Origin of the sequence: Pseudohalioglobus sediminis, from assembly GCF_008370495.1 — a bacterium.
Classification (GTDB): domain Bacteria; phylum Pseudomonadota; class Gammaproteobacteria; order Pseudomonadales; family Halieaceae; genus Halioglobus.
Genome location: NZ_VTUX01000003.1, coordinates 204,728 through 224,679, shown reverse-complemented (window position 1 = coordinate 224,679; position 19,952 = coordinate 204,728). Strand labels below are relative to the sequence as shown.

Below are 19,952 nucleotides of genomic sequence, written 5' to 3'. Positions count from 1 at the left end.
CTTGTTCAGATTTCCGATTTTAATAGACGGGCAAGCTGACTTTCGGCGTCGGCGAGTAATGTGTAAACCACTGGAACAACAAATAAGGTAAGCACGGTTGAGGAAATTAGTCCGCCTATTACGAGTATACCCATTGAAGTGCGTAACTCAGCGCCATCAGACGTGGCCAGCGCTATAGGGATCATACCGAATATGGTAGAGAACGCAGTCATCAGTACTGGGCGTAAGCGTAAATGAGCCGCTTCGATCATAGCTTCCGCTGCGCTGTGGCCTTGCTCTATGGCCTGATTGGCATAGTCCACCAGAAGAATGCCGTTTTTCATAACCAGACCCATCAGCGCGACCAGACCGATTTGTGTCAAGACTGAAAGCTCGGAGTTAGTCCATGCGAGCAAGCTGAATGCGCCCACAAAAGACAGCGGAGCGGTAAGCATGATCACTACTGGTTGAGTATAGCTGTTGAATTGACTAGCCAGAATCATGTATAGACTGAGCATCGACATTGTTAGTGCAAAAAATATTGCCTCGACAATATCATTGATTTGCTCTGAAGTGCCTAGATATGAACTCTCGTATCCTGTAGCCATATCGAGATCACTAATAATCTCATCCATTTTTTTCATCAGCTCGCCTGTCGCGATCCCAGCGGGAGCGTTTGCAGAAATACCGATCTTTCGAGCCCGATTGTAGTGATCGATTTGTGCCGGGCCACTGGTTACGCTTACCTCTGCGACGTTACGGAAATCTATTAAGCTGTTGTCTGCCGCGCGTAATTGAATGAGGTCAAACTTTCCGATCTCGTCGCGGTACGTTTCTGCATATCTCAGGCGCACGTCATAGCGATTACCGAACTCTTCGTAACTTGTAACATCTACACCACCCATCGTGGCTCCAACAGTAGCGGCGATATCTCGAACCGAAATGCCCAAATCAGCGGCCCTGCGCCGGTTTATCGTAACCTGCAATTCAGGCTTGCCTGGCTCATAGCTGGACTTGATATCCCTGAAGAGGCCAGATTCTTCCATCTGGCTCGTGATAGTATCCGCGTATGTTCGAAGTTGTTCTAAATCATCGCCGCTTAAAGCCATCTCCATGTCGGCACCAAAGAATCCTCCTCCGGATATCCAGGGCACATCTGTCAAAGAGATGTGCTTGGCATCGGGTATGGCCAAAGCGAGCGCTGTGCGGACGTCATCCATCACTTCATACTGATGACTGCTCCTTTGTTGTTTCGGCGACAGACCAAAATAGAATGATAGTTCGTTTGCCTTGGCCTGAGCGCCGGAGCCAATAACAGTGAACACCAATTCAATATGTTCCAGGTCACTGACAGTTTTACTCACTTGAGTGGCAACACGCTTGGCCTGGGTAAGACCGGTTCCCAGAGGAAGCTCGACTTTGGCGAGAAACTCGCTTCTATCAGTTGCGGACGTAAATGAGAGGGGAACCTGACCCGCATTATAAACACCCATACCGACAGTGGCAGCGGCCAACAGCAGAACAAGCCAGCGAGCGCGAAGTGCGAAGCGAACGCCCTTAACGTAGGTTGTTTCCAGAAGTACATAGCCCTTATCCAGTAGCGCAAACATTCCTCTATGGCCGGAACTTTTTTTGAGCAGACGAGAGCTCAACATAGGCGTAAGGGTAACGGAAACAAACAGAGATAGTGCTACTGCCACAGCAATGGTGACACCGTATTGATAGAAAAACACACCAACCAGACCTGTGGTAAAGGAAATCGGCAAGAACACCGCCATCACACAAAGGGTGGATGCGATGACGGCAGTGGCAACTTTTCGCGTGCCCGTTGAAGCAGCTTCATTGAGGTCGAGCCCAGCTTCAACTTCGCGGTGTATAGATTCCAGCACAACTATGGCATCGTCTACGAGCAGGCCGACACACAGTGATATGGCAATCAGCGATACCATATTGATAGAAAAATCGAGTAGGTAGAAAGCGAAAAAAGTAGCGATGATTGCCGTTGGAATAGCGGTTGCAACAATTAGCGTGGCGCGTACGCTGAGTAAAAAGCAAAGTGTGACAATGACAACCAGGAGGATGCCTAGCAAAATATCGTTTGACACGTCTCGCACTGCGGACCCGATAAATCGCGAACTGTCCCTTACCGTGACAATGTTGATTTCAGCTGGTGTTTCTGTCTGAAGTTTGGTCAGCGCTGCCTTAACTGCTTTGGCAATACTGGTGGTATTGGTTCCAGATTGTTTGCGAATTTCGAGGCTTACTCCTGTTCTACCATCTAGCTCCGCGTAGCTGCGTTCATCCTCCAGACCATCCTCAACTTCGGCAACATCTATCAAGCGCACCATCGCCTTATCATCGCGAGAAATAATGATTTCACCCAACTCTTTTAAGCTGGTTACTTCGCCCATGGTTTTGATGGTCAGTTCCGTGGACCCGCTGTGGTAATCCAGGCGGCCGCCAGGGATGTCAGCATGCTCACGTTGGATAGCGCTGATTACATCGGCCGCAATTACGCCGTAACCCCGCATTTGTGGGGCTTTCAACCAGATGCGTACTTCCCGCTCGCGGCCCCCGACAAGAATCACGCTGCCAACGCCAGGTACTCTCTGCAAACGCTCTTTGACGACATCTTTGGCGAAGGCTGTGAGTTCACCCACTGGCCAGGGGCCGGATACAATCACCGAGACAATGGGTTCAGAATCCGGATCAAGTATGGAGACGACAGGCTGACTAACTGTGTCAGGCAGAAGCGGCAGAGTTTGACTGATTTTGTCCCGTATCTCCTGGGCCTTCAGGTTGGGATTTTCCTCCATATCGAATTCAAGGATTATCTGTGAAAAACCGTCACCGCTAATCGAGCGCATTGTATCGACGCCAGATATAGCGATTAGCTCTTCTTCAAGCCTCTCGGTAACTTCTGTCTCTACCGTGCTGGGAGAGGCTCCTTCGAGTATTGTTTCAACCGTTACAATGGGCACTTCAACGCTCGGGAACAGATCGATGCTTATTCGACCCATGGAGACCACGCCCAGCATCATGAGCGCAGCGGTCATCATGATCGCCAGCACTGGCCGGCGAATGCAGAGGTCAGCTATCCACATAGGGATGTTCTGAAATAGTGACCCGTGAACCATCAGAAACCTTGTGCATACTGGGGCCTACAACAAGGATCGCATTTGAGCTTACGCCCTGGAGTATCTCAAGCCGACCATCACTAAGCTCACGTACTTGCACTGTGCGTTGACTAACTACGCCATCTTCAACCACCAGGACAGAGCGGCTGCTTCCCAGTCCCATAGTAGCGTTGGGTGATAACATTAGCCCCTGTCTTGAAATGGGCATCAGCTCGACTTCAATGAAAAGCCCAGGTTTGATCGCATAATCCACATTTGGTATTCCCAGTCTTACATCGATAGTGCGAGTTTTGTGGTCTATTCGATCGTTGATCAGCGCCACTTCCGACTCATAGGTTTGATTCATACTCGGTATGTGAACCCTTCCGAGCGTACCCAACTGAATGGAAGTTAAATAAACTTCGGGCACGAACACCAGTGCCACCATGACATCAATCTCCTGGATTTGGAGGACTGGGTGCTCAGAGCGCATGATTGATGGGACGTATGCGCCTTCATCCACATGTCTCTGGGTGATAACGCCACGGTAGGGTGCTCGGGTTATTGAGTCGTCCAGTTCCTTCTGCGCCTCGGCAAGATTAGCGCTTGCAATACCGAGCTTCGCAGCCGATACCTCAACTTGTGTGCGCCTGTCATCGAGTTGCTCGACAGAGAATGCTTGCTTCTCTCTGAGTGCGATGGCGTTTTCAAGATCGCGTACCGAGTCTTTGTACTCTGCCTCTGCCAGGCGCTTAGCCTCAGAAAGACGCAGGACATTAATCTCGAAATCTTTCTGGCGCATACGCAGCAAGGGCTGCCCTTCTTCAACACGGCTTCCAACGTTGACATAGATTTCTTCGATGAGGCCACCAACCATCGGCGAAATATTGGTGGAGCGGCGTGCGAGAATGGTGCCGGTAACAAAAATAGGCTCAGATAATGCCGCTATTTCCGGACTCGTAATCGATACTACAACGGGTGACGAGGGCTGTGGAGTAATCCCAGTACTGGTTGTGCCATTTTGGGGTTCGCCATCGCAGCCCATGAGTATCGCTGCGGCCAAAATGGGTCCCACGGTCTGCATGATGTAACGCATACTATCGCTACCAACTAGTTCGAGAGGCATCATGAATTGACAAACCGCGATACCTACAACTAAAATATTAACTGTAGTTATATTAACTAGGATAACTAAATTGTCAACGCAAGATATAGCAAGCCAACAATCAAGGCGGCAAGACCAGCCTGTTAGTACGCTAATTCACGAAATTAGTTTGATGGTCGCCCGGCTCTTTAACAGGCAGGTAAAGGACTTGGGGTTAACTCGCACACAATGGCAGGTGCTCTACCTGCTCTACATGAACGGCGAGCAGACGCAAACTAGTATTGCCGATTCCCTGATGATGGCGAAACCACCACTGGGCAAAGTTGTGGACCGACTAGAGTCAGCGGGATGGATAGCGCGACATCAGGATACTAGTGATCGCCGTGCGAAGATGGTTCGCCTTACGGATAAAATCGACCCCATGCTGAAGTCGCTTGAAGATCTGGTAGGCGATATTGGCAGAGCGGCAACGCGCGGCATGTCTGCTAAAGAGGCCAAGGAATTTTACCGTTTACTCAAATTGGTACATGCGAATTTGCTGTCGGAAAACTGAGAGTATTGGAAGTTGGACAAGATGCCAGCCGATTTGGTGGGTGGTTGTCCCGAATAGGAGAAATATACCATGTCTAATGAATTTCCATTTCTCTCTGCAGAATACGCTGCGCGGCCACAACCCTTTTGGAAGAATCTTCGAGAGACCGATCCAGTTTACTATGCGCAGGAGTATGGGTTTTGGGTTATTTCAAAGCATGAGGATATCCTCGAGATGCTCAAGGACCCATACACATACTCGTCCGCAGCCGGACCCGGTGGGGGCCTCGTAGCAGGAGAAGACGGCGAACAGCGCGATGACAATGGCGGCATGGGTTTCCTACCCTTGATTCAGCATGATCCGCCAGAACACACCAGAATTCGTTCGCTGTTTGCAAAGGCTTTCACGCCAAAACGCATCGCCGAAATGGAACCAGCGGTGGTGGAAATAGCCACAAATCTAATGGACGAACTCCACCAGAAAATTCGCAATGGTGAAGCGCTGGATCTGGTAGATGATTTTGCCAGTCCGCTGCCGGTGTATGTAATTGCTCAGATGATGGGGATTCCGTTGGAGGAACGTCATCGCTTGCGCATGTGGTCTGATTCCCTGGCCATTGGTGCTGGAGAAGGGTATTCCATTCAGCAGCAGCTCGGCTCACGTAAAGAGATGACGGAAGGCTTGAGCGAAATCATCTCTGCGGCGCGTCATAATCCACAGGCAAATACCCTTATCAGCGCCATGCTTGATGCTTCCGAGGAAGGTGAGAATCTACGTACAGAAGAAATACTAGGTTTAAGCAAACTGCTGTGGCTTGCAGGGAATGAAACAACGACCAACTTGATCAGCAACGGGGTAGTGTTCTTATTGAATCATCCCGATGTGCTGGCGGACTTGCGAAATGATAGGACATTGATTTCTGATTTCGTTGAAGAAATGTTGCGTTATGACGGCCCTGTAATGGGCCTTTTTCGAATTGCAACCAGAAATGTTGAGTTCAGAGGCAAAAACATCAGTAAGGGTGATACGCTTTGGTTGCTTTTCTCCTCCGGGAATCTCGATGCTGATACTTATGAAGCCCCAGAGACTTTTGATCTGCATCGACGCAACAAAGATCACCTAGCGTTGGGGAAAGGTATACATTTTTGCATGGGCTCCGCGCTGGCACGGCTTGAAGCGAAGGTCGCTTTCGAATGGCTCATCGATCTACTTCCTCATATGAAACTGGATTTTGAGAATGGTAAACGAATTCCTGTCCCGATACTTAGCGGCTGGGTAAAGCTACCGATGTCTGTTGATGTCGGGGCCCTTGAAGTGGCGTCATGACGGATATTGCAAAGTTTCAATGTAATACCACCTCCTCCCATGGGCAGGGTAATACTTCAGCTACCCTGCTCACAGACAGCTATTCTGCAGCACTTCGTGTATGCCTTGTGCCTCGTCGCATAAGATACAGCGGCGTCTTTATGAAATTCCCAAAAAGTTTACGAGCAGATTTGTTATGGAGGATGCAGTCAAAGAGGGAGTAGGGGGTAGTTGCGGCTTGATGTGACATTCTCATCGGCAGCTCAGCAGGATTCCCTATCTGTATTCAAAGCGAGCTCGCCACCGACAATGGCTTGAAAGAAGTGCCAAGGAAAGGAGGGGCCTCAAGCTTAACCGTAGGGTATCTACTAGAGAACACGGGTCGATACGGGGTGTAATGAGGGCGGGCCGTATCCAGGTGATCGATTTACAAGGGTCTAAATTGCCACAATTGTGGCTACGAACCAGTTGTTCAATGGATAGTAGCCAACGCTGGGGTTGTCGGCCAGCAAATTCAGGCGGGCAAGGATAGAACTGGTATAGGCATCAGCCTGTTCTAGACTCCACCCCGACAGGGTAAAGAGCCAAATTTCCTCCAAATCTCTTAGAGCGAGTTCGCGAATGAAATAGCGCTTCTTCACCCAAGAGGCTTTTTATGGAGTTTTTCCAGAAATTCCCGGCTATCAAAGTTTTCAGCAACGGGGCTGTCCTCCCCCGCCCTTAGTCGAGTCCTCAACATATCAAGCCTGGCTTCATCCTCCTCCAGCTTTCGCAGCCCGGCGCGGACTGCTTCGCTGACAGATTGAAAGCGACCCTGTTCTATCTTACTGGTGATGAACGCTTCAAAATGATCACCGAGGGTGACGGAGGTGTTTCTGGCCATGTGCGCGTACCTGAAAAACTATGTATTAAATATTAATACTGGGGATGGACCTTGTAAAGTCAGTATTTTTACGGTGCATTGAGCCTGCGAAAATAGCTCGATCGACAACGTTTACAATTCCGACAAATTTCCGACATCAGCGTGCTCAGTGGTGCGTTGTCGTGCTTGGTCGGCAACGGGCGTCGCCAGAAAAGCTATTTAAAACAATACGTTAAATTTCATTTGTTGAGCTACGAACCAGGCGGTCGCACGTTCGAATCGTGCCAGGCGCGCCATACAGACAAAAAGGCCTCACCCTCGGGTGGGGCCTTTTTGTTTGTTGGGTGGGTTTGGTCGAGAGACGTGCTCCGTTCGACAAATTGCGCCAGCAATTTGCACCGAGGCGCGAAGCGCCGAAGCCCGCAGGGTCACAAGGCTCTACCCAATTAACGGGGGATGGGCATTCATCCGTACCCGATTGATAATACCGTCCCACCCGCAGTGGGTCAGCACTCTCAAGCGATAGTTCTCAAAGTTCCTGAAACCATAGGCCCTCCTGGAGATCATTTCCATCTTGTTGTGGAAGCCCTCCGTGATGCCGTTACTTTTGCTGAATCGCCACATCGCAACGATGGGTTCCAGCCATCTTGTCAGCGTCTTTGCCAAGGCCCGCAAAGGGCTGTCTCGCAGCTGATCAAGCAATTCGAACAACTGGGGTAGTTTGGCCCTCGCTCTCTTGGCTGTGAGCGTCTTCAACAGCATCAGGCGTACCAGCCTCTGCTTGGCCACATAGAGCTGCTGTAACACCGGGTAGTCGGCCAGGTAGTGCATCAGATTGGCATGCTGCTCATCTTTGAGATTCCATTGATGACGGCGCATCAGGCTGATCAATCCCCTGTTCTTGCGGCCCTCAGGATCGTGCTGCTGCCACACCTTCAAGAAGTGTTGGTTGATCAGCCGAACGACGTGGAACCGGTCAGCCACAATCGTGGCGTTGGGGAAGTATTGCCGGGCGATACCGCGGTAGGTTTCTGACAGGTCCATGACCATCACCTGGACATTGTCTCGGCCCCGTAAACCCTTTAAATACGGGCGTAAACTCGATTCTGAGCGCCCCAGCTTTACGTCAAACACCTTATGGTTCTTGAGGCCCACAAAGGTGGTGGCATAGCCCTTCCTGCGGGTAAAGAAATGCTCGTCGATACCCAGCACCCGCGGACAGCGCCGCCTATCCATCTCGGAGTGCTTGATGCCCAGATGATCCCGATACCACCGCTCCACAGTGGCGCCGCTGATCTGGTGGGTGCGTGAGAGCTTGCGCTGGGTCACGCCGCCATCGTGAGCCTCGTACACCTCCATCTGGTAGGTGTCTGAGGATCGGTAGCGCGGCCTGAGACCGGCAAAGGCGTGGCGGAAATAGCGCCCACAACTCTGGCAGTGATACTTGGGCACCTTCAGATGCAGGATCATCACCTGATTACCCCGCCGGGTATGCTTCACGGTGCGCTTGTGGGTGGCCTTGATCCGCAACTTTGCGCCACCACAATGCTGGCAGCTGGCCTGTCGCCGGAACGGCCTGGCCCAGACATCAATACGCCGTTTGCTCTTGACCCGCATTACTTCCAGGCCAGGTATGCCTATAATCATACTTGCGTGGGACATCGGTGTTCTCTCCATTAAACGATCTTCGCAAAATCAGTTTAATGAATGCCGGTGTCCCCCGTTAATGATGAAGAGCCCAAGGGTGTTGTGGGTCATCGTGCCAGGCGCGCCATACAGACAAAAAGGCCTCACCCTCGGGTGGGGCCTTTTTGTTTGTTGGGTGGGTTTGGTCGAGAGACGTGCTCCGTTCGACAAATTGCGCTAGCAATTTGCACCGAGGCGCGAAGCGCCGAAGCCCGCAGGGTCACAACAGCCTGCAAGGGTGTTGTGGGTCATCGTGCCAGGCGCGCCGTCCTGCCGGGGACAGGAACTCGGTGAGCGGGTATACCTGGCGCCCCGATGTGTTGATCCCGGGGCTCGATCCAGCGGTAGTTATTGCCAGTGTCCACGAATGGGCCAATTCACTTTTTGTGCAGTTTCCCCGCAGATGTCTGTCAAATTAACGTAGTAGCGCTGGTATAATCAGCAATCAACATATGCAAGAGCATCATGGTACTGATGCCCTTCTGCTACTGTTCTTCATGCACAATTATCTTTTTTCTGTTTTCTCGGGGGTCATATATGTCATCGATTAAGAAACTCACATCAGTTTTGCTCAGCGTAACCATGCTGCTACTCAGCGTGCAAGTCAGCGTCGCCAGGGCGGAGATGATTGGTACAGAACAAGCCCTGCAAACGCAATCGCTGCAGCTGAGTCAACAGGCGCTGGTCGACATGTTCCAGCGAGAGGATGTTCAGGCACAACTCGCCGCTTTCGGGGTTGATCAGGAGGCTGCAATGACTCGGGTACAGGCGATGACCCCGGCCGAGGTTCGCCAGCTGAATTCCCAGCTTGGTACGCTACCTGCGGGCTCTGGATCGATTGTCGGGTTGGCCGTTCTTGTACTGCTGATACTGGTGTTTCTGGACATCTTTGGGGTCACCAACATCTTCACCTTTATCAATCCGGCGAAGTGATATTCAGCACTAAAGCTCGCCCAGGTTCAGGTGGCCGCAGCATTGCGGCCATTTTTTTAGTTCCCTTTTTCCTCTTTATCTCGGCTTGCAGCGCACCCCAAACCCGGGATCTGCTGTCACAAAAGCAAGCGAATGTGCCACAAAAACAGCTCCTGCAAGTGCCATTTTTTCCGCAGGAACAATATCAATGTGGGCCCGCGGCGCTGGCGGGCCTCTTGAAGTTTCACGGGGTAGAGACCAACCCGGAGGAACTTCAGCCGCTGGTCTATTTGCCCGACAGGCAGGGCAGCCTGCAGGTGGAAATGAAAGCCGGCTTGCGGCGTTACGGTTTGATCGCCTTACCGCTTACCGCGGTGAACGGTGAGGCTATGAGCAGGCTGATCGCCGCACTGGATGAAAATTATCCGGTTCTGGTTTTGCAGAACCTTGGTATCGACCTGGCACCTCAGTGGCACTACGCAGTAGTGACCGGATATGACCTCGGCAGCGGAGAAATTATTCTCAATTCGGGTACTCAGCCGAATCTCCGCCTGAACATGTCCAGGTTTGAACACACCTGGCGTCGCAGTGGCTACTGGGCCTTGCTTGCCAGCACGCCGGATAGAATTCCGAAGCTGGCGGACCCCCTTGGCTGGAATAGTGCAGCGCTTGAATCGGAGCAGACGGGGCAACTGCTTGTTGCATTCACTGCCTATCAGGCAGCTTTGCAACGCTGGCCTGATAACGAGTTAGCGTTGCTTGGTAGCGGTAATACGGCGTACTCCCTGCATAGGTATGGCCCGGCTGCCGAGAGTTTTTATCGGCTTGCTATCAGCAACGGCGATCAGGCGGCAACGGGATGGAACAATCTGGCCTATGCGCTGATGTCACTTCAATGTCTGCCGGAGGCTCGCCTGGCCGCGGCAAAGGCACTAGCGCTGCAGCCGGATAGCGTGTCAATAATGCATACCGTAGAGGAGGTTGGGCGTTGGTCGGCGAATCCAGGTCCCGGCCCAGTGGCTCATTGCGAGCCCTGGAGGCTGCGGCTGGCAGATTAGATGGCGCTGCGGGTAAGGCAACCCACTTGCGATCACCTGTGCCAGTGATGTCAGGCTTGAGCCAGCGCAATGCAGTTGTGTTGCCATAGCGTTAGCATTGGGTTCTATTCACGGAAGAGAGGTATTTGTGATGAGTCTGATTGATCTGCTGAAAGAGAAAATAGAAAGGCAACTGGCTGCCTATGATGAGCAGCTGGAAGCGGCGCAGGCCAAGGCCAAGGCCAAGCAAGCACAGGCGGAGGCGGACGTTGCCGGCGCAGAACTTGAGCAGCAGTTTCTGGCCGAGATTAATGGCATAAAGGACAAGATGGCCGAGGGGCAGGCCTATCTGAAGGAGTTGTCGGAAGCGGGGGACGAGAAAGCCGAGGAGATAAAGTCGAAGGTGGCCAGATTCTTCGATTGACGCGTAGTCTAAAGCGAGTGTTGCGCCGGGCCTACCCTGTGTCTGCGGCCCCGGCAATGTGGTTTGCCATCCGGCTGGCCAGTGAATGCCTACTCGAAGTAGTACTCACTCATCGCCAGTGACACCATGCTGCCCAGGTCACAAAAACCCGGTAGATGCCCGATCATCGTCTGCACGGCCTGTTCAGAGCCGAAGTAACGCTCATCTTCGACATAGTCTTCGAGCGCGTGAAAATGCTCGCAGACAATTGCCAGATAGTGCGGAGCACCAGCAGTCAGCGGGCGCGCCACGGCATTGCGTACATAGGACCAGCGCAGCGGGTGAAGTTCGAAGGACTGTTCGGAGTGCAGCACCTGCCAGGTATGGTAGAAATCCTCCAGCGAGACATTGTCCGGTTTCCCGTTCATGCCGAACTGGGTCACTCCGGGGCGTCGTGCTCCACCTTCCCATTCCACCTTGAATCCCTGCGGCACCGACTCCGTGACCAGGTAGCCGTAAAGGCCGTCACTTTCTTGCTCCAGTAACGTTTCTATGGGGCCGCGGTCGTCCAGCGAGTCAAGCCAGAAGGAGACCACCGCCGATATTTCCTGCCATGGCCCCATGAGCCGGCCGGGTGCACTGGCCTCTATCTGGTCATTCAGGTCGGCCACGTTAATGGTGATCTGGCCTGCGCCCCGGGAACGGATGCTATCGATGACGTTGCCGAACAGGCGCTCCCGGAACTGTTCCACCGGCAAGGCCGCGTCAGATTTTAGAATGTAGATGAGTTTTTCCAATGTTCTACCCCGGAGCTGTAAGTGGATTGAATAGCGCGTTGCCGCCTGGCTGAAAGTATTGGGCCGGTGTGGTTGGCACTTTGTATTACAGCGCCACGGCCTTCTGGAATGCTGGCCGCGCCATCGCCCGGTCCAGGTAGGCGCGCAGACGCGGCGTGTTGTCTGTTACATATCCCAGGTGGTCCGCAATCATCATACCGAAAACGAGCATGATGTCGGCTGCACTGAAGTCGTCACCGAGTATCCACGACGTCTCCTCCAGCGCGGCTTCGACCACGTCCACCAGTTCCCCGGCAATGTCGCTACCGCGATCGACCAGCGCCGGAATGCGCCGGGTTTCGGGCAGGGCGCCGCCGTGGGCCACGATCTCGCCCATGATGACGGTCAGTGGGTTTTCACCATACTCCATCCATTGCCGGGCCAGCGCTCCCTCCCGGGTGTGAGCTGCCGGGATGAGTTGACCGTGGCCATACTTCGCGTCCAGGTACTGCAGGATGGCGCCGGTTTCCCAGAGCACGAAACCGTCATCCTCTATTGTGGGCACCTTGCCCAGCGGGTTGATGGCCAGGTATTCCGGGCGCTTCATTGCGGCGCTGAACATCTCCACTGTCTCCAGCCGGTAGTCGATGCCTGTTTCTTCACAAAACCAGACCACGCGCGTGGATCGCGACAGGGGAGAATGATGGATGGTTATCATGGTGAGCTGAATCCTTGTGCGGGTGCCTGTAGGGACGCACGGCAACCAAACGTTCGGTACGGCCCCGCGCCAGTATATAGAAATGCCCACCTGTGCACATTGGCACGTCGCGAGTGCACGCTTGCGGATTGCGTTATCATCTGCAAAACCGTGTATTTGTGCACGGTCAGTGCGCATTGCCGGGCGATGTCTGGCGGTAGTGTAATGCGCCGGCGTGAGAGAGTGAACGATCATGAATAAAGCCCTGGATAACCGCGACGGCGTCAGCAGTGTCTGTCCGCTGGATTGCGCCGATACCTGCAGTCTCAGTGTGGATGTGCACGAAGGTGAAATCTCACGGGTGCGCGGCAGCCGCGCTAATCCATTCACCCGCGGCAAGATATGCGCCAAGGTGGCACAGGCTTTACCCGGGCAGGTTCATGGGCCGCAGCGGCTGACGCGGCCGATGGTGCTGGATGGGCCCAAGGGAGCGGGGCACTTCAGGCCGGTGAGCTGGGACGAGGCCCTCGACATTATCCATGCCCGCTTCACTGACATTATCGCGCGTTACGGCGCCGAGGCGATCGCGCCGCTGACCTATGGCGGCCCCATGGGCCTGCTTGCCAAAGGCTCAATGGATGCGCGGTTTTTCCATCGACTGGGGGCCAGCAAGGTGGACGCCACCACCCTGTGCGCGGGCACCTCCAGCGCCGCGTGGGAGAGTGTCTACGGCAGCGCGGGGGGCATTCCCTATACCGAGTTGCCGCATTCGAGGCTGATTGTTGTCTGGGGTAACAACATCACCGGGTGTAACTTGCATGCCACCACCTTAATCCGCGAGGCCAGGAAAAACGGCGCCAGGCTGGTGGTGGTGGACCCAAAGCGGACGCGAATTGCCGACGAGGCGGATCTGCACCTGCCAATAGTGCCCGGCACTGACGTGGTGCTGGCGTATGCAGTGGCCGCGCGCCTGCAGGTGACCGGTGGGCTCGACAAAGGTTTTATAGAGCGGTACGTGCATGGTGCGGAAGCGTTTCTCAAGGAAGCGTCCCGTTACCCGTTACAGCGGGCTGCAGACCTGTGTGGCGTCGATGCAACACTCATCGAGCAGTTCGCCCAGCTCTGGCAAACCCATTCACCGGCCGCAGTTTCTATCGGGGTCGCGCCTGAGCGCAATCGCAACGGGGGTTCGGGCGTACGTGCGGTGTTGGCCCTGCCCGCGCTCACGGGTAACCTGGGCCCGAAAGGAGCGGGGGTGTTTGATGTCTCGGGCTTCTTCCCGGTGCAGCGCGATGCCCTGTCGCGGCCCGACCTTTGTCGTGAGCCGGTGCGAGAGTTCAACGCCCTCGACCTGGCCAGGCATATTCTCGATCCGGGCGACGCGACACCGGTCAAGGCGGTGTTTATTTACAACCACAATCCCGTCGCTGTCCACCCAAGGCAACGAGAGATGCGTGCGGCACTCTCGTCTGAAGAGCTGTTCGTGGTGGGCTCGGAAATCAGCATGACTGACTCCATGGCCGTTGCCGACCTGGTACTGCCGGCTACGACGCACCTGGAGTACGACGACCTCTACAAAGCCTACGGTCACCAGTTTTTGCAGCGCTCAGCTGCCGTCATTGCGCCGGTGGGGGAAGCCCTGCCCAATACGGAACTGTTCAGGCGCCTGGCCCGGCGCTTCGGTTTTGCAGAGTCCTGCTTCGGGGACTCCGATGCAGAGCTGATGGACCAGGCATTTCCTTCCGATATGGCGCAGTTGGCCGGTCGCCGGGCCAGTGAGCTGGCTCTCGATGAGGCCGTGGATATGGCGGCGGGTAATCCGCCTTTGCTGATGCGCGGTATGATGCCGGATACGCCCAGCGGCAAAATCGAGCTGTTCAGTGAGCGTTTGCAATCAGCAACGGGAAACGGGGTGCCCGGTTACCGCGCCCTGCCTGCACAGCGCGGTTTCCTGCTGGTGTCGCCGGCCTCCGAGCGCAGGATCAATTCCACCTTTGGCGGCATCACCGGCCATGACACGGATATGGTTTGCGAGATGGCGAGCGCTGACGCAGAGCGCCTGGGCTTGCATCACCAGCAACGGGTCAGGCTGTTCAATGACGGGGGCGAGGTCGAATTGCCGCTGGCAGTCTCTGACAGGGTGCGGCCGGGCACGGTGTACGTGCCCAAGGGCGGCTGGATCAAGGGCAGCCCTACCGGCCAGACCATTAACGCCCTGGTCCCCGGGCACAAGTCCGATCTCGCGGATGGCGCCTGCTATTACGACTGCAGCGTGGACATCGTTGCCTGCGCCTGAGGCACACTGGCTACTACCGCTGCAGCAAGGCCAGCCTCGTTAGGCTGCGGCGCCGCGCGGCAGCCCGACAGGTTAATTTTCCACCTGTGTTTGCCGGGGTACAGGTGCTGCGTGGTCACGGTATACCGCCTTGACGACGTCGCTCTGCGCGAGTTTCTGCAGTGCTGACCTCTCCAGTTGACGCACCCATTCCTTACTCACGGAGAGTTGCTCAGCAATCTCGGCCCTGGTGAGTGCCACACCCTGTTGCAAGCCCCAGCGCTGGATAACCACGCGTTTTTCCTCCGGTTTCAGCTTGTCCAGCTCATCGAGCAGCCGGTTATGGAGTGATGTCTGCTCGCTGGCTTCGTCCGGCGTGCCAAACGGTCCGCCCGGTGTGGCGTCCAGTAAACTGGTGCCAGGTTCTTCCTCGAACCGGGGTGTGTCCAGCGATATGCCCAGGCTGTGCAATTGCAACAGCTCTCGAGTCCTGGAAACCGATAACCCGAGTGCTTCCGCCAGCTCCGTGTCAACCGGTGCCCGGCCCAGGTTCGCCTGCATCCTGCTTCGCTCGCCATGAACCTTGCCCAGCTGTATCTGCACATTGGTGGGGTAACGAATGGTGCCGGCCGCGTTGGCTATGGTGCGCTTCACGCCCTGGGTTATCCAGTTAAATGCGTAAGTGCTGAAGCGATTACCGCGCTCGAAGCGGAACTTTTCGGCAGCCCTGAGCAGGCCCAGGTTACCTTCCTGGATCAGGTCGAGGAAGGCCACCCCCTTGTTGCGATTGCGCCCGGCGATAGTGAATACCAGGCGGAGGTTGTGTGTCACCAGCAGGTCGCGCGCTGCTGTGTAGCGTTCGATTTCGGCAGCTATTACCGCTTTTGCGCTATTGCCCGGTGCGGAGACATCCGCGTACTCGGGTGCCCAGAAGCGTTCCCATGCGCGCAGAGCGGCGGCGACTGAGCTGCCCTTGCCGGGGCGCTCACCATCCATCACTACTTCGGCAATGCCGACGACAAGACTGCCTGGCAGAGACAGCTGCGTTAACTTCTCCAGCAGAGTGTGTCCGCAGTAGGGTGCGCGGAACTGCAGCGCAAATTCCTGCATTTGTGCCGCCAGCGGTCCCCCGGGGACGTAGTCGGAAAGCTCGCGCCGCAGTAGAACGCGATGGTTGCGATCGCTGAACTGTTCGATTTCAGGCAGCGGTTCAAGGCACTGCCGACTCCATCGCGCGAGGTAGTGGCGCGAAAACGGGTCGTCGATCAAGGCTTCAAGGATGCGATTGATGGCCGCCCACTTGCCTTCGTCAATCTGCTCTTCTTGCTCGCGGCTTAGCAGATCATACTGCCTTGCCTGGGCATAAAGTCGTTCGAGTTCCGGGTCGTCCTTGACGGGTGTCTGTGCATTCATGATGTTGCTCCGCAATACTGTGTCAGTACTCGCGGCTCTACTGGCCGTTCAAAAACATGCTGCTGACTGCCAGCCGGGTGCGGCATCGTAACCGGCCTGGCGCTGAATGCTGCGCCAGGCTGGCAGTTTCGGGTCGTGTTGAGTGACTCAGGATCCTGGCAGGATAACGGTGTCGATGACGTGAATCACACCGTTGGAAGCCTTGATATCGGTCGCAGTCACATTGGCGTTGTTCACCTTTACGCCCTTGTCTGAAGCGCTAATGGCGACAGTGCTGCCTTCAAGCGTGGTGGCTTCACTAAGCTTCACCACATCTGCTGCCATGACTTTTCCGGCAACCACGTGGTAAGTCAGTATCGCTGTCAGCTTGTCCTTGTTCTCGGGCAGCAGCAGGGACTCCACGGTGCCCTCGGGCAGCTTGGCGAAAGCTTCATTGGTGGGTGCAAATACGGTGAACGGACCTTCGCCGGAGAGTGCGTCAACGAGATCCGCTGCTTTAAGTGCCGCAACCAGAGTGGAAAAATCCGCGTTGCCTGCGGCGATTTCTACGATAGTGGGTTTGGCCTTATCGCCATGGTGAGCCGCCATCGCCAGGGTGGTGCCGAATACTGCACTGCACAGTAAAATGATGGAAAACAGTTTTTTCGAAAGTGTCATGCTGGTGTCCTCGCAAGATTCAAGCGAAAGAGTAGAACAACTCTTTCGTAAGGAATCTACGCGAGCTTGTCGGCGCTAGATCTATGCTCCCGGCCGATTTCTTTAGCCGCTGATGGGGATGTCCACTGTGTGGCAGACGCTGCGGACCCCTTCCATCGCCAGCCGTCCCGGGCTTCTTGAACCCTGCAACAAAAAAAGCCACCGGCGAGGGTGGCTCTTGAGCACTGCCGGGGTGTCGGTGACGGCTATTGCGGTGCCTTCACACCCACATTGACGTCTACACGACGATTCTGTGCACGGCCCTCTGCGGTGCTGTTGTCTGCAACAGGGTCAATTTCACCCTTGCCGATCACGTCGATGATGCTGGCGTCAACGCCGCGCTCATTGACAATGTAGTCGCGCACTGACATCGCCCGGCGTTCAGACAGTTTCTGGTTGTAGGCCTCTGGCCCGGTGCTGTCCGTGTGGCCGATGATGTCGATGTCGACTACCGACGCACCTTTGGCGCGGATGTCGTCACCCAGTGCCTGCAGGGCCGCTTTACCTGCCGCAGAGAGCGTGGCGCTATCGAATGCGAACAGGGCCTCTGCAGACAGTGTCACCGCCTCATATACCGGCTCTGCTGCTGTGGCGACGGGTTCGGGGAACAATTCCGGGTTACATTCACGGTTGGCTGTTTCCTTGCTCCAGGCGGCCGTGCGCACGCACTTGCCCTCATGATCACGCACGTACTTGCCGGCATTGTCTGTCACATATGCCTTGACGGTGTTCCCATCCTGGGCAATCGCCATGCCGCTTACCAGTGCCGATGAAGCAATGAGCGCTATGGCGGCTTTGAGCTCGAAGTTTTTCATTATGACCGCTCCTTGTAAAAGTATTGTCTGAACGCAAATGGTTTCACGCTAGCACAATCTTAGTCATAACGCGGACGCAGTTGAACGCGACCAACGTCGAATAGGCTGGCCCCTCTACGGTAGTGGACTGTGAGAAACGGACTGATGATTCAGTGGCAAATTTACCGGTTTTATTCACGATCATCTACTTATCCAGGATTGGCTATAATGAAACGATTGTTTATTCGTATCCAGGGACGGACGCGCCGATGAACGGCGTGTTTGTGCCGTAGATGTGGCAGGCAACAGTTGTACTTCGCTGGCCTTGGGGTAAAGCATGCAGCAGTTTGATATTGCCATCGTGGGCGCCGGTTTTGCCGGCCTCAACCTGGCTCATGCCACCGCCGCGCAAGGGCTGGATGTGGCCGTGGTCGACAAGCGCACAACCTGTCCGGATATTTTTCGCGCTGAAAAGATTGAGCCAGACCAGGCAAGCGTTATGCGCGACCTGGGCACATTGCAGTTTCGCTCGCCAAAATGTGAGCCGATCGGCAAGACCCTCAGAATCAGCGGTGGCAACGTCTCTGAGGTCGATACGGTTGAGCAGTATGGGATATCCTATTCCGATACCATCAATTCATTGCGCGACAATCTGCCCTCGGAAGTAACCTGTATTCACGAGACTGCCAGCGAGATTGTCCCGGGCGATGTCGCCAGGATAGTGTTGAGTAACGGAGAGGAAGTTGTCGCGAGGCTGGTCGTACTGGCCTGTGGCGATTACAACAAGCTCATTGGTGCGATTGGTATACCCCGACAACAGCATGATGACCTCGTGTCATTGAGCTTTGGTTTCGATATCCGCAGGCAAGATGGTTTGGATTTCGATTTCAATGGCCTGAACTATTTTTTGCCGGATATGCCCAATGGCGTGCAGTACCTGACCGTATTTCCCATTGGCAGCAGAATGCGTGTGAACCTGTTTACCCGTATGCGGCGCTCTGATCCGCTGGCCACTTCACTGCGCCAGGATACGCTGGCGACACTTAACAAACTGTTCCCGGATCTTCCCGGATACCTCGGTGACGTGGTCCTCGATTCGCGGGTGCAGGTGATGCCCACGACCTATTATCGACTCGAAGAACAAGTGCTGCCGGCGGTAGTCGTGGTGGGCGATGCGTTCCAGAGCGTCAGCCCGGCCACGGGTTCGGGCCTCAGCAAGGTATTGATCGACGTGCAAACCCTGAGCGAGGATTTCATTCCCAGGTGGCGTAACCAGCGTGTTATCAGTGCGGATGACGTTGCTGCCTATTACCGCAACCGGTGCAAGGTAGATAGCGACAGGAATTCGCTGAAATCCTGGTTCTATGAGGACTACGGTTCACAGGAGCGGCCGCCACTGCTGACCAGGGTGCGGCGGTTCGTGCAGTTGTCACTGCGTTTCGGGAGTCCCTGAACGCCGCAACGGGGCCGACAGGGCATCGTGCTGACAGCGGGTCTGATGACAAATCGACTCTTCTGTGTCACTACTTACCGCAAGGCGTCAGTGCAGCCTGCTGCATCGACGAGAGTTGATGAATCCCATGTACGCTGCCATCAGCGCTGACTGAAAAGTACTCGGCGCCAAGCCGGTAGATGGGTCCGCAGCGGGTGGTGTTTTCCAGTTCTGGCATACCGGCAGTGATCGTCACACAGCGCAGGTCATCTTGTGTATGCCACCTGCCGCGTATCTCGCCGGCATACTTGCCGTTGTTCCACTGGCTGCTCATCCGGCCATCTGCAAACCACGGGTTGACTGCGGTTGTGCCCGCGGTGTCCTGCACGCGGGCCCGGTCACAGACGTTGGCAAATGCCTGTTGTATCTGCGCCGAAGACAGGCGCACGGCGTCTGTGGGCTGCGCGCTGGATTCAAATGGCAGCAACAGGCACACCGCTGTACCTATAGCGCACAACATGCGCAGCTGGATGCGAGAGGTGTAAATCCCGGGCACTTGTCGATCCGGCTTTGTCGATGCCAGCGTATAGGTGTACACGCGGTGCAGCGAATTCATGTAAAACCCGGGGGAATGACTTCCCACTCGGGGGCCTCAAATTCGCCGATCAGGCGAAATTCCACATGGGGCATCTGGCTGTCTATTATCGCCTGCACCCGCGGGTCGTGAGTGTTCTCCATTTCGTCACGCCTGGCCTTCGATTCCCAGCTGGCGATAGCCAGAAGCACGTCGGGCTCGCCGATCTTGCGATGCAGGCGCGTGCCACGCGCACCCGGTGCCTGCTGGATAATGCGGCTGGCCTCAAGCCAGCCCTCGGCGTACTGCTCTGCTGTATAGCCCGGCTTCAGGCGTATCTCGAAGATGTAGTGCATGG

At 55.2% G+C, this 19,952-nt stretch carries 19 protein-coding genes; 7 read left to right on the top strand and 12 right to left on the bottom strand.

All coding sequences use genetic code 11. The features are described 5' to 3' along the window. Positions 1 to 5: 5 nt before the first annotated feature. Together F0M18_RS07635 and F0M18_RS07630 are read right to left on the bottom strand one after the other, a co-directional pair. Entirely contained in the window at positions 6 to 3,083 is a 3,078-nt protein-coding gene (locus F0M18_RS07635; protein WP_051230677.1) for an efflux RND transporter permease subunit, read from the bottom strand. Further along, the gene (locus tag F0M18_RS07630; protein ID WP_158413443.1) at positions 3,070 to 4,191 is read right to left on the bottom strand and encodes an efflux RND transporter periplasmic adaptor subunit; all 1,122 of its coding nucleotides are present in this window, start codon (positions 4,189 to 4,191) and stop codon (positions 3,070 to 3,072) included. Before F0M18_RS07630 ends, F0M18_RS07635 begins: the two co-directional genes overlap by 14 nt. Positions 4,192 to 4,291: 100 nt before the next feature. On the opposite strand from F0M18_RS07630, the gene F0M18_RS07625 reads away from it, so the two are divergent. Continuing rightward, positions 4,292 to 4,753 (top strand): MarR family winged helix-turn-helix transcriptional regulator, encoded by a 462-nt coding sequence (locus tag F0M18_RS07625; protein WP_051230679.1) that lies wholly within the window; start codon positions 4,292 to 4,294, stop codon positions 4,751 to 4,753. Between the two features lie 69 nt (positions 4,754 to 4,822). Next, complete coding sequence (locus tag F0M18_RS07620; protein ID WP_076001762.1) at positions 4,823 to 6,058, top strand: cytochrome P450; 1,236 nt, start codon at positions 4,823 to 4,825, stop codon at positions 6,056 to 6,058. A gap of 416 nt (positions 6,059 to 6,474) precedes the next feature. Here F0M18_RS07620 and F0M18_RS07615 read toward each other — a convergent pair whose 3' ends face one another. The 3 genes from F0M18_RS07615 to F0M18_RS07605 form a co-directional block, all read right to left on the bottom strand. Further along, on the bottom strand, positions 6,475 to 6,678 hold the full coding sequence (locus F0M18_RS07615; RefSeq protein WP_035526823.1) for a type II toxin-antitoxin system RelE/ParE family toxin: 204 nt from the start codon (positions 6,676 to 6,678) through the stop codon (positions 6,475 to 6,477). Continuing rightward, on the bottom strand, positions 6,675 to 6,920 hold the full coding sequence (locus F0M18_RS07610; RefSeq protein ID WP_027949335.1) for a type II toxin-antitoxin system ParD family antitoxin: 246 nt from the start codon (positions 6,918 to 6,920) through the stop codon (positions 6,675 to 6,677). Before F0M18_RS07610 ends, F0M18_RS07615 begins: the two co-directional genes overlap by 4 nt. A 417-nt stretch (positions 6,921 to 7,337) precedes the next feature. Further along, positions 7,338 to 8,561: an ISL3 family transposase gene (locus F0M18_RS07605; RefSeq protein WP_149610822.1), complete on the bottom strand. Its 1,224-nt coding sequence runs from the start codon at positions 8,559 to 8,561 to the stop codon at positions 7,338 to 7,340. Positions 8,562 to 9,050: 489 nt separating this feature from the next. On the opposite strand from F0M18_RS07605, the gene F0M18_RS07600 reads away from it, so the two are divergent. The 3 genes from F0M18_RS07600 to F0M18_RS07590 all read left to right on the top strand — a co-directional run bounded on the left by F0M18_RS07600 (position 9,051) and on the right by F0M18_RS07590 (position 10,958). Further along, positions 9,051 to 9,518 (top strand): PA2779 family protein, encoded by a 468-nt coding sequence (locus F0M18_RS07600; protein ID WP_149610821.1) that lies wholly within the window; start codon positions 9,051 to 9,053, stop codon positions 9,516 to 9,518. Beyond that, positions 9,515 to 10,555 (top strand): PA2778 family cysteine peptidase, encoded by a 1,041-nt coding sequence (locus tag F0M18_RS07595; protein WP_188109636.1) that lies wholly within the window; start codon positions 9,515 to 9,517, stop codon positions 10,553 to 10,555. Before F0M18_RS07600 ends, F0M18_RS07595 begins: the two co-directional genes overlap by 4 nt. A gap of 130 nt (positions 10,556 to 10,685) precedes the next feature. Then, positions 10,686 to 10,958 carry a hypothetical protein gene (locus F0M18_RS07590; RefSeq protein ID WP_149610819.1) on the top strand — a complete coding sequence of 91 codons (273 nt, stop codon included), beginning with the start codon at positions 10,686 to 10,688 and terminating at the stop codon, positions 10,956 to 10,958. An 89-nt stretch (positions 10,959 to 11,047) separates the two neighbouring features. Here the strand turns inward: F0M18_RS07590 and F0M18_RS07585 are convergent, their stop codons facing one another. Both F0M18_RS07585 and F0M18_RS07580 read right to left on the bottom strand, forming a co-directional pair. Continuing rightward, the gene (locus F0M18_RS07585; protein WP_149610818.1) at positions 11,048 to 11,734 is read right to left on the bottom strand and encodes a hypothetical protein; all 687 of its coding nucleotides are present in this window, start codon (positions 11,732 to 11,734) and stop codon (positions 11,048 to 11,050) included. 85 nt (positions 11,735 to 11,819) lie between these two features. Beyond that, positions 11,820 to 12,431 (bottom strand): glutathione S-transferase family protein, encoded by a 612-nt coding sequence (locus F0M18_RS07580; RefSeq protein ID WP_188109635.1) that lies wholly within the window; start codon positions 12,429 to 12,431, stop codon positions 11,820 to 11,822. Positions 12,432 to 12,663: 232 nt separating this feature from the next. Here F0M18_RS07580 and F0M18_RS07575 point away from each other — a divergent pair, with 232 nt between their 5' ends. Continuing rightward, a complete protein-coding gene (locus F0M18_RS07575) occupies positions 12,664 to 14,706 on the top strand; it encodes a molybdopterin-containing oxidoreductase family protein (protein WP_149610816.1) in 2,043 nt (680 codons plus the stop codon). A 72-nt stretch (positions 14,707 to 14,778) separates the two neighbouring features. Here the strand turns inward: F0M18_RS07575 and F0M18_RS07570 are convergent, their stop codons facing one another. The 3 genes from F0M18_RS07570 to F0M18_RS07560 all read right to left on the bottom strand — a co-directional run bounded on the left by F0M18_RS07570 (position 14,779) and on the right by F0M18_RS07560 (position 17,609). Continuing rightward, positions 14,779 to 16,098 carry a sigma-70 family RNA polymerase sigma factor gene (locus tag F0M18_RS07570; protein WP_149610815.1) on the bottom strand — a complete coding sequence of 440 codons (1,320 nt, stop codon included), beginning with the start codon at positions 16,096 to 16,098 and terminating at the stop codon, positions 14,779 to 14,781. A gap of 147 nt (positions 16,099 to 16,245) precedes the next feature. Continuing rightward, positions 16,246 to 16,755 carry a fasciclin domain-containing protein gene (locus tag F0M18_RS07565; RefSeq protein ID WP_149610814.1) on the bottom strand — a complete coding sequence of 170 codons (510 nt, stop codon included), beginning with the start codon at positions 16,753 to 16,755 and terminating at the stop codon, positions 16,246 to 16,248. 245 nt (positions 16,756 to 17,000) lie between these two features. Further along, positions 17,001 to 17,609 carry an OmpA family protein gene (locus F0M18_RS07560; RefSeq protein ID WP_149610813.1) on the bottom strand — a complete coding sequence of 203 codons (609 nt, stop codon included), beginning with the start codon at positions 17,607 to 17,609 and terminating at the stop codon, positions 17,001 to 17,003. Positions 17,610 to 17,925: 316 nt separating this feature from the next. Between F0M18_RS07560 and F0M18_RS07555 the strand changes: the two genes are divergently transcribed. Then, entirely contained in the window at positions 17,926 to 19,041 is a 1,116-nt protein-coding gene (locus F0M18_RS07555; RefSeq protein WP_149610812.1) for an FAD-dependent oxidoreductase, read from the top strand. 70 nt (positions 19,042 to 19,111) lie between these two features. Here the strand turns inward: F0M18_RS07555 and F0M18_RS07550 are convergent, their stop codons facing one another. Both F0M18_RS07550 and F0M18_RS07545 read right to left on the bottom strand, forming a co-directional pair. Next, the gene (locus F0M18_RS07550) at positions 19,112 to 19,636 is read right to left on the bottom strand and encodes a hypothetical protein (protein ID WP_149610811.1); all 525 of its coding nucleotides are present in this window, start codon (positions 19,634 to 19,636) and stop codon (positions 19,112 to 19,114) included. After that, positions 19,633 to 19,950: an antibiotic biosynthesis monooxygenase family protein gene (locus tag F0M18_RS07545; RefSeq protein WP_149610810.1), complete on the bottom strand. Its 318-nt coding sequence runs from the start codon at positions 19,948 to 19,950 to the stop codon at positions 19,633 to 19,635. The genes F0M18_RS07550 and F0M18_RS07545 overlap by 4 nt, the downstream gene beginning before the upstream one ends. Positions 19,951 to 19,952: the final 2 nt, after the last annotated feature.